The organism is Streptomyces mayonensis (genome assembly GCF_018982965.1).
In the GTDB taxonomy this organism is placed as follows: domain Bacteria; phylum Actinomycetota; class Actinomycetes; order Streptomycetales; family Streptomycetaceae; genus Streptomyces; species Streptomyces mayonensis.
Window position 1 is genome coordinate 24,682 of sequence record NZ_JACBYP010000083.1, and the last position, 12,537, is coordinate 37,218.

Consider the following 12,537-nt stretch of genomic DNA (forward strand, 5'->3'; position numbering starts at 1 on the left):
CGGCTATAAAATGCCGGACATTGGTGATGTCTTCGAGGATCTGAAGGGGAACGATAAAACCGTTCCCTTGATGTCCGTCGAATTTGAGGACGTTGAACTGACGACCGACAACGCGCTCGAGGTGTTCTACGACGAAGATCTCGACTGGGTGGGCGACAACATAGGCCGGGTCGTCGACAAGGATATCGTCATTCCTTTCTATAAGGAAGACGGAGACAAGGTCATAGCCAAGAGAGTAAAGATCAAGATGCTTGGCGACTCTGGGGAGCATCTTCCCAGGGGTGGTGCGGGTGAAGGCACCGAGGCGCTCAACCAGTACGCCTACGGTTCCGGTTTTGCGCTCGAAGAGTTGGTGAATAATTCCACGACGAAGGACTTTTCCTGGGGCGGTGCCGCTGTTCCGGATTCGGCCCCTGTCGATCTGACAAGCTTCAAGACGACTGCTCTCGCGTTCGACCGTTTTCAGAGTTTCGTGTACAAGCGCAAGGCCGAACTGGAGGAGTGGGAGCAGCTCTTCGGTAAGGTCGAGAATGACAAATGGAGAGGCCAGGCGGCCGGAGTCTGGTGGGAGCTGGTCCACCTGCTGGTGAATCGGTACGAACGCCTCTATGAAGATGTGCAAGGCACGCACGGAGGATCAAAGCAGGGCGAGAAGATTCTTGACGCTGCCGAAGTGCTCCGCAGCGAAGCCGAGAGCATGCGTACCGCGTGGAGTACCTGGACCCTGTACGACAGCAACCCGTTGAACCACCTTAATTTGCTTCTGGGTGAGATCATGGTCCACCTGGGGAACAAGAATTTGTTTTCGGTCTCGATGCCGGACAAGAGTGGGGACCTGGACCTGGACGGTGACGGCAGCAACCGCAACACCGTGCACGATCTGCAAACCGACCCAGAATTCAGTGATCAGGCCTACGACCTTGCCGGGCATTACTACGGCCCGCTGGACAGCGTGGACACCTGGAAGAATATCGGCCAGGAGGCGATCTACAAGTGGTGGAACGCCGTACGGGAGCGCCTTGGTACCGTCGCGGATGAGTCCTTGCGGAACGTGAGGAATGCCTGGGCGATCAGTGATGCCGGGCTCGGTGAAATCCGCCCGCCGCGGGGCGACGACCTCAAGTCGTCTTTCCAGGAGGATCTGGCCTACAAGGAAAAGAGAGACGCCGAGGAGGAGAAGAAGAAAGCCAGGGACGAGGAGAAGAAGGCCAGGGACGAGGCCAAGGCAGAGGCCGAAAGGGAGCGTGAGCGGGAGCGGAAATACCGCGAGGAGCAGGAGGCCAAGGCCAACAAGCAGCGTGAGGAGGACCTGAGGCGCCAGGCGGAGCAGGAGGCGAAGCAGGACCGGATCCGCGAGGAGCAGGAGGCCAAGGCCGACAAGCAGCGTGAGGAGGACCTGAGGCGCCAGGCGGAGCAGGAGGCGAAGCAGGACCGGATCCGCGAGGAGCAGGAGGCCAAGCAGGAGCAGTACCAGAAGGAGCAGGAGCAGAAGCAGGAAGAGCAGGAGCGGGAGCAGGAGCAGAAGCAGAAGGAGCAGGAGGCCAAGCAGGAGCAGCAGCAGAAGGAGCAGGAGGCCGAGCAGGAGCAGCAGCAGAGGGAGGCCAAGGAGGAGCAGGCCCGGCAGGAGGCGAAGCAGGACCGGGTCCGCGAGGAGCAGGAGGCCAAGCAGGAGGAGCAGCAGAAGGAGCAGGAGCAGAAGCAGAAGGAGCAGGAGGCCAAGCAGGACCGCATCCGCGAGGAGCAGGAGGCCAAGCAGGAGGAGCAGCAGCGCAGACAGGAGCAGATGCAGCTCCAGCAGATGGCCCAGCAGAGGGCCATGCAGGAGCAGCAGCGTAAGGAGCAGGAGAAGAGGGAGAAGGAGCAGGAGGCCGAGCAGGAGCAGCAGGAGAGGGAGGCCAAGGAGGAGCAGGCCAGGCAGGAGGCGAAGCAGGACCGGATTCGTGAGGAGCAGAAGGCCGAGCAGGAGCAGCAGCAGAAGGAGGCCAAGGAGGAGCAGGCCCGGCAGGAGGCGAAGCAGGACCGGGTCCGTGAGGAGCAGGAGGCCAAGCAGGAGCAGCAGCAGAAGGAACAGGAGGCCAGACAGGAGCAGCAGCAGAAGGAGGCCAAGGAGGAGCAGGCCCGGCAGGAGGCCAAGCAGGACCGGATTCGTGAGGAGCAGGAGGCCAGGCAGGAGCAGCAGGAGAGGGAGGCCAAGGAGGAGCAGGCCAGGCAGGAGGCGAAGCAGGACCGCATCCGCGAGGAGCAGGAGAACAAGCAGGAGGAGTACCAGCGCCGGCAGGAACAGCAGCAGAACCAGTACCAGAACCAGTACCAGAACTACCGGGACCAGATCACCGGCCCGGTCAACGGCGACGACTCGCTGAGGAACCCCGACGGCAGCAACTCGTACGTGGACGAGTACGACCGTGTCGTCACCGAGTACCCGGACGGCAGCCGGAGCACAGTCGACCCGCAGACCCAGACCGTGACCGCCACCGAGCCCGACGGCTCGACCTCCTCCGGACCGCTGAACGCGGGCGATGTGTTCACCAACCCCGACGGCAGCGTCTCCCACCTCGATGCACAGGGCCAGGTGGTGACCGAGTACCCGGACGGAAGCACGACCACGGTGGACCCGAAGACCGGCGCCACCACGCTGACCGGCCCGGACGGCACCACGACCACGGGACACCTCAACGGCGGCCAGGAGAACGGGCCTTCGCAGGTCACCGGGGAAGATGCGGGCATACCCGGCGAGTTCAACAGCCAGCAGGCCCAGGACCAGGAGCAGTACGACCCGCAGTCCGAGGGCGGAGACGGGCAGAGCAACCTCGGAGGCATCGGCAACACGGGCCAGGGCGGCGGAGGCCAGGACGGCGGGGGCATGCCGGGCGGTATGCCGATGAGTCCGGGAATGATGGGCGGGATGGGCGGGATGGGCGGCCGCGGTGGCGAAGGCGGCTCCTCGGAGCGCACCCGGAACTTCGTCGCAGCCGCGGAGATCTTCAGGCAGCGCCGGCAGGCGGCCAGGAACGGCCGGGCGGCGAACAGGCGCTACGACCACCGCGAGCCCGCGATCAACACGAGCAGCGGCTCCCCCTTCGTCCCGCCGATCGGCGCGGGCGCCGGACAGGGGGACCAGGGACAGCAGACGCAGAGCAGCGACCGCACGCGCGATGTGTGGGCGCCGGAGGAGGAGGACGTGTGGGGCTCCGACGAGGGCGGCTCACCGGCGGTCATCGGGCGATGAACGACGACCGGACGGCGAGCGGGACGAGCGAGACGCGAGAACGGAGGCCGTGATGGCGGGGCAGACCGAGGAACCGATGCAGGACCGCATGGCCAAGGCGCGGGCCCACCTGGAGGAGACCCAAGCTGCCATTGCCCGTGTCGAGCAGGACCTGATGGCGACCTCGGAGACGGTGCGTTCCAGGGATCGCGTCGTCGAGGTCACCGTCGGGCCGCAGGGCGAGCTGACCGGGCTGGCCTTTCCCGACAACAAGTTCGCCGGCATGGCGGGGCCGCAGCTCGCGGCGTCGGTGCTGGAGGCCGCCGCCGAGGGCCGCAGGCGGATCGCGGAGCGGGTCATGGACGCCTTCGAGCCGCTGACGCAGCCCAATCCCCACGTTCCGGGCAGGCCCGGAGTGGAGATCGACTGGGAGCGGATCTTCGGCTCTGCCCTCTCCGGCGGACAGCGCGCCGGCGGGCGAAACAGCAACCGGCTGCGGGACGAGATCCACGAGGACGACACGGACCCGGCTGGGGGAGGCAGGGCATGAGCACCTTCGAATTCAACACCCCCCAGGCGAAGCGGGTCGTCGAAGACGAGTTCGACGGCCTGAAGGGCGACACGGAAGAGATACGTGCGAGGTTCCGCCGGGAAAAAGAGGATGTCAATGAATGGATGGGTCTTACCGACAAATACGCCCAGAAAATGAGACTGCAGTGGGACGAGACGAACGAAGCCGTTGACGGCATCGGGGAAGAGATCTCCCAGGGGTTTGGGAAACTGACCAGCAGCCTGATGCAGACGGTCGAAGGTATCGAGCGGACCGACAACGACGCCAGGGACCTTGTCGACGACGCGAAGCGGCGCAGCCTCTTCCCCGACGGATCCGGGTCTGGCGGCGGCAGGCGCTAGATGCTGGACAAGTACAAGAACCAGCGCTGGAGCGACGCGGAGAAGTACACGCTCTTCATCACGGTCGGCGAGATGCCTCTCGAGGCTGTGACGGATGCGGCGTACGACGCCAAGTTCGTGTACGACAACGCGAGGGACGGATACCGCGCGCTTCAGGAGAAGATCCAGGACGCCACGGCCCAGATCGCCGAGGAGCTTCCCGACGAGGTGGCCGATGCCTTCGAAGAGGCCATGGGCTCACTCACCGGCCGGCGTGGCGGAAGGAGTCTCTTCGACGACTTGTTCGACGAGCTGGCCAGGCTCTCGGACAACCAGGTGACCCAGTCCCTGCAGATCCAGGAGACGGACTGGGAGATGTACGCCGAGGTCGTCAGCCTGATGATCGAGTTGGCGGTGCTCGCGGCGCTGATGTACTTCTCCGGCGGCTTGTCCATGATGGCCGCGACGGCGGCCAGGGCGCGTTCCGCGCTCGCGATCATCATGGTGCTCCAGCGGCTGCTGAACCACGTGCCGGTCGTGTCGAGCGGAATGCAGGCGATCAAGGAGGGGTTCCAGAAATTCTCCGTCCAGCATCTCCAGACGTGGGTCCCCAAACCCAATCGGCGGCGGGACGGAATCAACTGGAACTCGGTCTGGGAGAGCGCGGCGACCGGCGCCTTGATGGGTCTGTTCACCGACGGGTTCATGTGGTTTGGTGACACGATCAAAGACGGCATTTCGAAGATCTTCAAGAAGGGCTTCGACGTCGACGTCTTCGCCAAGATCGACAAGGATCTCCTCGAGACCTTCGGGAAGGATTTCCTCAACGACAAGAAGTTGCTGGGGAATTCGGAGTTCGGCCGTCTCCTCAGGAATCCGGATCCGCTCCCGGAAAATATCTACAAAGTCGGTCAGATCTTCGTGGCCCAGGGGGCCGGCGAGTCCGTGGCCGAGTACCTCGCTCAGTGGTGGATACACGGCGTCCGGGAATGGGAGTGGCAGACCTTCGGGGGCGCCGGACTCAGCGGCGTCGTGCATCACGGCATCGAATCGGGGCTCGGGAAGGGCGTTGTCGGACTGCACCAGAAGGCGTTCCCGGACGGGAACGCCCTCACCAAGTTCTACTACGACAGCTTCCGGCCAAGCGATCTGAACGGTCCGGGCGGCTCGTACGGTTCGGACGCGCCGGGCGGCTCGTACGGTTCGGACGCGCCGGGCGGTACCGGAGGAGGCGTGGACAGGGTCGTCGGCTCCACGACGGGGGCCGAAAACCTCGCGTCGGGGATCAACGGTTCCTCGCCCACGCCTCCCCCCGTATCGCCCGGCACGCCGCCCACGACCTCGTCCCCGAACACCGCGCTCAGCGAGAACAGGCCCCCGCTGCATTCGTTCGCCCCGCCGGCTCCCCCGCCGCAGTACCCGCAGTACTCGCCGCCGTCGCACTCGCCGCGGGGCGACGCCCCGAACTCGGAAGGCACCGAACGCCCCGGGCTCTCCGAGTACCAGGCCGAGCAGCCCCTGGGCGGCGACGGCCTCGCGCAGACGAACAACCCCGCAACGAATTTCGGGCTCGGCGGTCAGGGCCCTGCGAGCCAGATCCCGCGGGTGCCGAACCTCAGTCCGCCCCTGGGCAATGGCCTCAACAGCACGCAGGACAACGGCGCGCTGTTCAACCCGGAGGGTGAAACCCGCAACTCCCCGCCGGGCGACCAGGGCTTCAACGGTGGCCAGTTGTCCCCTCCCGGCGGCGTCAATCCGGACGCGGCCGACCTGAAGGGCGACAAGAACCTCATGGCTCTGGGCACCGGAGCCAAGGCGCCGGAAGGCGTCCAAGGTTCCCCGCTTCCCGCGCAGGGGCGCGGCGCGGGGCCGGAGGACCAGCCGCTCACATCCGGCCAGGACCCGGCACTCAGCCCCGAGGAGTCCGGGACCGGGCAGGGTGCCACCCCGGCGCAGGCCGCCGCTCCGCAGGCGCCGGGTGCGCCCGGCGGACAGCCGCCGGCGGGTCAGCAGCCGGCAGGACAGCAACCGGCGGGTCAGCAGCCGGCAGGACAGCAACCCGGTGGGCAGGGCAACCGCGCTCCAGGGCAGCCGCAGGCAGAGCAGGACGCACAGCAGTCCCCGCACGTCGACGACCTCTCGGAGTCGAGTTCTGTCCCCTCGCGAAGCAGCGTCGACGACGTCGAGGAGTTCTCGGACACGAGCTCCGTGTCCAGCTTCTCGAGCGTCGACGGCTCCGAGACCCCGGAGCCCGTGGGCGACACCCAACGCCATTGGATCGCCCAGCGGCTGACGGCGGAGGACCTGCCGGCGGACGACCAGGGCGAAGACGTCGCGCTGCTCGGCCCGCACGCCACGGTGAGCAAGGAAGAGCTGGAGTCCGTCGGCTTCCCGCTGGACGACGGTCAGGATTTCGTGGCGATGGTGGGCGACGGCACCCTGTCCGTGCGGGACTGCGGGTCGCGGCTGACCCCGCTCGTCCAGGCGCGGTTGCTCATGGCCCGGCCCGGCTCCGGCCCCTGGAGCGAGCAGCTCGACGCCATCGCGGACCGCGCGACCCGGCGGGTCTGGCAGGAGGCGTACGCGGAGTTCGCCGCCGCGGCCCCGGCGGACGCCGCGGCCGAGGACCTCGCCCGCGCCTGGGGAGCCGTCGTAGCCCGCCACGGAGGCGACACCTTCCGCGATGCGGTCCGGCCGGTCGTCGGCCAGATGCCGGCGCACCGCCGGGACAGGGACTCCACCCCCGGCTCTGCTCCGGACGTGTCCCCGGCCCCCGAGCTTGTCGAAACCGTCCGTGCAGACCTGGGCCTGGCCGAGCCCGACGTCACACCGCGGCCCCGGATCGCCACCACGTCGTCGGACCTCGAGGCCGAAGGCAGCGCCGGTACCAAGGGCACGGGGCGCCTTGTGCCGGGCGATCCCGAACCCGGCACCCAGCCCTTCCCCCGCCCCCGCGCCCCCGGCGCGCAGATCGACCAGGAGCTGGACGAACGCCGGCCGGCCCGGCTGGACCCGGAGCTTGCCCCGGAGAGCGTCCACGAGGTGGCGTCGGCCGAAGACGAGATCGCGGCTGCCAACGTGGAGTACACGGATGTCGTCGACTCCCCGGACCAGGAGACGCCGGCCGCGGGCACCCTTCCCGAGGGAAAGACGTCCGCGCCCGATCCCGATCCCGATCCCGATCCCGCGCATGACCCCGATCCCGCGCCCGACCCCTCCCCCTGGTATCTGGCGCATGGCGCGATGGGTCAGGCCGTCGTCCCCGAGTCCGTCAAGGAGGTGGACTTCCCGTGGCAGCAGGCGGACTTCTGGGCCGAGCAGATCAGCTCGCGCCTCGACCTGCCGGGGCACGACGGGTACACGGACCTGCGTGAGGGGATCAGTGCCGCGATCCGCGATCTGCTGCTCACCACCGAGCCCAAGAAGTGGGACGACCTGCTGGCCGCGGGCCGCACCCTGGTCGTGGACGGCCACCTGGTGTGGCTGCGTCCGGTGATGGATGGTCTGACGCTCGTTCCCCAGGCCAAGAAGGAGGTCAGGGAGTACCCGGTCGGCTTCGGTTCCACGGTGACGGGCGGCACGAGCGGTAGCGAGTTCACCCTGGGTGTGGACTCGATTCTGTTCACCATCGTGAACCTGGGGGCGAGCGCCTTCGCCTCGGTGGCCGGCGTCGCGGCGCCGCAGATCAAGGTGGGCTCCTCGAAGGGCAAGGACCGCAGCTGGCTGCGGACCGTCCTGAGCGGCCGCAAGCCGTTCATCAACGAACTCAACCGCTACCGCGCCGGCCTGAAGATGCGCGTGTTCGTCGACGGCCAGGACGCCACCCCGACCCGGCACCACCAGGTCACCGTGCCCGACCGGATACACGTCGACATCCCGGTCCCGTACTCGGGGGAGGACGGGCACCGGCCCGAGTACGGAGCGCCCGAGGCCCGCCCCCCGCGGAAGGTCACGTACCGCCACCATCCCTCCCAGGCCCGGGAGATGCTCAACGCGGTCGATGTCACCCCGGCCATAGTGGGCCTGCACCGGAACCTGCTCGCCGCCGGGCTGCCCGCCCCGGCCGTGAAGAAGATCATGGACCGGGCCAAGATGAACGAGGCCCAGGGCTTCCTCAGCGAGCCGACTGCTCGCAACCGCTATCCCTGGTGGTCCAGCGGCGACTCCTCCAACCGGATCGAGGTCGACGGAGCGCTGTTCAAGAAGTTCCGCGGCCACATCCGTATCTCCAGGCAGATCGACAGCCTCCAGTACCTCGGGGACACCAAGGTCGGCTCGCGGGACGACATCGGTGCGGGCAGCAACAGCGTCGCCGCCAAGAAGGGCGGCTCGGAGGGCGGACTGGGCGTCGGCTACAACAGCGCCGGAGTCGGCAACGACACCTCGGCCGGCAGGGACGCCAACACCGCCCACGCCGACGAGGCGTCCGGCACCGAATTGACGGGCCTGACCCCGGCGGCCGCACTCTCCCTCACCCTCGACCGCAGCGCCGACCACTCCCTGGACACCTCGCACCTGAGCCACACGGTCCTCAACGACTTCGCCGAGCAGTCCCGCTACCGTGCCGGGCTGAGCCTCAAGGTGACCGTGGAATCCAGCACCCACACGATCGCGCCGGTCGAGGCCACCGCGGAGGGCGAGCTCAGCGTCCCGCAGCGGGAGGCGGAGCACTTCGTGCAGCGCGTCGTCGGGGAGGGCTGGACTTCCGATCTCCGCCCGGTCTCCGGCGGCCCCGAAGCCCCGCGCCACCGGGTGTTCGCGCTGCCCAAGCCGCGGAAGGTCCAGCAGCTGCCGACCAGCAAGCCGCCGTTCCGTTTCCGTATGGTGGACAACGCCAGAAGGCTGTTCGCGCCGCATCCCCGGGAGCCCCTCGCCCTGGCGGCGCGGCGCGGCTTGGGCTACACGGTGCCCACCGCCCTGTCGGGCAGCGAGAGTCTCCAGCAGGATCTGCGCGACGCCATCGAGCAGCTGCACATCAAGGACGTCGGCGCCAAGAAGGCGAAGAAGAGCGACTGGGCGGACGCCGACCGCGATCTGGCGATGTTCTACGGCCGACCCGCGCTGGAAGGGGACCTGCCCCAGGGGCTCCTGGGCATCTACCGCACCGTCGAGGTCGGCGGGCTGGGCTACAAGGTCGCCGCGAAGGTGAACTGGGGCGAGCGCATCCACCGGCCCAGTCCGATGGCCGACCCCCGGAGCGAACGCAACCCCAGGGGCGAGGGCTTTCCCATGAAGGTCAACACCCGCGCCGCGGCCGGTGCGCACGTCTCCGGCAAGCGCGGAACGGGGTGGAAGTTCCGTTTCTCCTTCGGCGGCGGTGCCCGGCTGGCCTTCTCCGAGACAGAGCTGTCGCTGGGCAGGCTCCACATCACCTTCCCGCCGGTCCGCCTGCAGATCGGCGCCATCCGCCTGATCTTCAGCCGGTCCAAGAAGAAGGGGGGCACGCTCAGCGGCCGGGTCGGACGCTACCGCAGGACCGAGACCACCGGCATGGTGGACGAGCAGCGGTATCTGATGTCCATCCACTGGACGGTGACCCCCGAGGCCGGGAAGCCCCGGTACGTCAGCGGGCGCAACCCCCTCGTCGGCCGCTTCGCCGTCCCGCACGAGCACGTCCCCTCGACACCCGTCACGCCGGAGCAGGTACGGCAGGCCGGCCGGACCGAGATTGCCGACAGCTACCCGCCCGTCCGGCCCCCGGCCGCACCCGCGCCTGCCACCGCACCCGCGCCTGCCACCGCACCCGCGCCTGCCACCGCACCGGCGACGGAGCCGAAGACGGAGCGGAAGCAGGACGCCGGACGGAGACTCGACTTCACCGGCGGCGCCCAGGGCATCTACCCGGCCTTCCACCTGATGCCCGAGCTGGCTCAGCTCGCGGCCAGGATGCACGCCGAGCAGCGGTACTCCTCCGTGAGCGACGCGGCCGAGCGGCGGCGGCTGATCGACGCCTGGCTCGACGACCCCGCCGGCTGGCCGAAGGAGATCCGCGATCTCGCCCACCCGACCATCCTGGCCTCCCACTTCGGCGAGGGCGTCCGGCAGAGTGGCTACCAGATGGAGCTGCCCAAGGACGGCGGCCACAAGCAGGCGCTGCGGCTGCGGATCCACCCGCACCTCGTGCAGGACCTCGGACCCAGCTCGGAGACCGAGATCGAGCACTACATCAAGGGCAATGTGAGCCTCGACTCCGAGAACGAGGGCGAATGGGGCGTGGGTGTCGGTGCCTCCGTTGGCCCCCAGGCGCGGTTCGGCTCCGATGCGAGCACCGAGGAACACCCCCACGGCCCCGGCGGCCGGGTCACCCTCCTCGGCCATGGTTCGGCCGTCAGGAGCTGGGGCGGAGGGGAAGGCCGGGGCACCGGGCGGATCGACATCACGCGGTCCACCTACGGCGGGGACGTGCACACGCTGCGCACCACGCCCGTCTTCGAGGTGACCCATCTGCGCTGGCGGGGCAGCAAGCTCGTCGAGACGACCAAGTTCCTGCGCGCCGACGAGGCACTCGACCTGCTCGTCCCCAAGCGCAGGCTGGAGGACGTCCTGTCGCCCGTCGACGAGGGCGCGGCGGGCGGGAACGCACTCACGCGCGCGCCGTCGAAGCCGGCCAGGACCTACCTCGATACCGGCCTGCTGCCCGGGACGGCCCACCCCGAGGTCATGAAGGCCGACGACGTCATGACGACGATCATCGACCGGCTGCGGGCCAGAAAGGTCCTGACTACCGAATCCGGCGAGGACACGGCGCCGCGCCCCAACCTGCTGCTGCGGTCCCTGGACGCGTCCTTCTCCTCCGAGGCACTGGAGGGCGAGTGGCACGCCCTCACCCAGCAGGGCCACATGCGCTGGTTCCCGTTGCCCAGCGCCCTGGGCACCACGCGGTACCTGTGGGTGAACGTCAAGGCGACCCGGCTCGACCCGGTCCACAGCCAGCGCCCCCGCGACGACGTCAAACTCACCTTGCGCGGCGAGGCCGAGGACGAAGAGTCCCAGGACAGCACGTCCGGCTGGGAGTTCACCGGCGGCGCCGAAGTCCGTGCCCGGGCCGGAAACGAGAACGCGCACGGCGGTCTCGAGGCCGAGGCCGAGTACACCTCTTCCTCGGCCACGACGCGCGAGGACACCCAGAAGACCGTCACCATCTACCGCGCCAACCCCGCGGACGTCTCCGAGGAGTTCGAGCACGGCGTCACGTTCCAGATCGAGACGGGCATGACCACCGAGCTGCCCGAGATCGTCAACATGCCCAAGCGAGGGGTGAACAAGCTCGTGCGCCTGTTGCCCGAGGCCGGCCGACCCGACCGCGACTGGTACGCCTTCACCTGGTACGACGCCGGGGACGGCCAGGGTTCGAACAGCTCGCTGGTGACCGGCAGCACACGGCTGCTCGTGCCCCGCCACCTCACCGTCGCCACCCACCGGCCGCCGCAGCCCATCGACCTCACGTTGCCGGCCGAGACCGAAGTCGTCTGGCAGACGCCGCAGACCCCGCTTCCGCCGCCGGCCCCCGTGCTGCCCCAGGCGTTCCTGGACAACTTTCACCCCTGGACCGTGCCCGCAGCCGCCTCGGCCGAGCGCTGGGCCCAGCTCACCGCCGTACGCCACCGCACCCCGCCCACGCCCGAGGTGGGCAGCCCTCCGAAGATCGGCGGCCTGGAGGTCGTCACCCCGGCCGGCCTGGCCTACCGCCACCACACGCGAAGCAACATGATGCGGCCCCGCATCAAGGGCCTGCTCACGCACGCCTACCGGATCCCGCTCGGCAACGAGTCGGCCCGCATGGGCCTGGTGCTGGACGGGGCCGAGATCCTCGGTCCCCCCGAGGGCGTGCTGATGAAGCAGCGCACGTACACGCAGTCGGACGAGGCGCCGAAGAGCGAGGCGGAGAGGGACAGCGGCTGGGCGTTCACGCTCGGCCCCGAGGCCGGCGGCCATGTGGACGACCACCGGATGTTCGAGCGCCTTCCGATCGACGTCAAGAACTGGCTGGACAGCAAGAGCCGCAGCGCCGAGATCGGCGGGACCGACGAGCGCAACAAGGAGGGCAAGCGGCACTACCGGCTCTACCGCTTCGATGTCACCGAGATCGTCAACGGGCCGCACGGCACCATACGGATCAAGGTGCCCGGCGGGCTCTTCGGGATCCTCCCGGTGGACAAGGCCACCGGCAAGCTGGCTGACGGCCTGGAGGACGCCCCCTTCCTCGGCGAGCTTCTGCGGCCCCGGCCGGGCAAGGACGGCACGGCTCCGCCGCTGCCGAGGATCACGACGGTCACGGAGGAAGCGAAGCCCGCGCCCACACCCGCGCCCGAGCCTGAGTCTGCGCCCGACCCCGCGCCCGAGCCTGAGTCTGTGCCTGAGCCCGCGCCCGAGCCTGAGTCTGTGCCTGAGCCCGCGCCCGAGCCTGAGTCTGTGCCTGAGCCCGCGCCCGAGCCTGA

At 68.7% G+C, this 12,537-nt stretch carries 3 protein-coding genes and 1 pseudogene; all 4 read left to right on the forward strand.

All coding sequences use genetic code 11. The features are described from left to right. The first annotated feature begins 10 nt into the window (after window positions 1-10). Window positions 11-3,229 carry an AAWKG family protein gene (locus HZS56_RS26375; RefSeq protein WP_253914895.1) on the forward strand — a complete coding sequence of 1,073 codons (3,219 nt, stop codon included), beginning with the start codon at window positions 11-13 and terminating at the stop codon, window positions 3,227-3,229. A 52-nt stretch (window positions 3,230-3,281) separates the two neighbouring features. Beyond that, entirely contained in the window at window positions 3,282-3,758 is a 477-nt protein-coding gene (locus HZS56_RS26380; RefSeq protein ID WP_253914889.1) for a YbaB/EbfC family nucleoid-associated protein, read from the forward strand. Further along, complete coding sequence (locus tag HZS56_RS26385; RefSeq protein WP_216723273.1) at window positions 3,755-4,120, forward strand: hypothetical protein; 366 nt, start codon at window positions 3,755-3,757, stop codon at window positions 4,118-4,120. The genes HZS56_RS26380 and HZS56_RS26385 overlap by 4 nt, the downstream gene beginning before the upstream one ends. Beyond that, a pseudogene (locus HZS56_RS26390) lies at window positions 4,121-12,537 on the forward strand (hypothetical protein); the annotation flags it as partial. It abuts the gene before it with no gap.

What these genes read in the sequence shown, in the direction of transcription:
- HZS56_RS26375 (WP_253914895.1), top strand. Translation starts at nt 11, where the DNA reads ATGCCGGACATTGGTGATGTCTTCGAGGATCTGAAGGGGAACGATAAA.
- HZS56_RS26380 (WP_253914889.1), top strand. Translation starts at nt 3,282, where the DNA reads ATGGCGGGGCAGACCGAGGAACCGATGCAGGACCGCATGGCCAAGGCG.
- HZS56_RS26385 (WP_216723273.1), top strand. Translation starts at nt 3,755, where the DNA reads ATGAGCACCTTCGAATTCAACACCCCCCAGGCGAAGCGGGTCGTCGAA.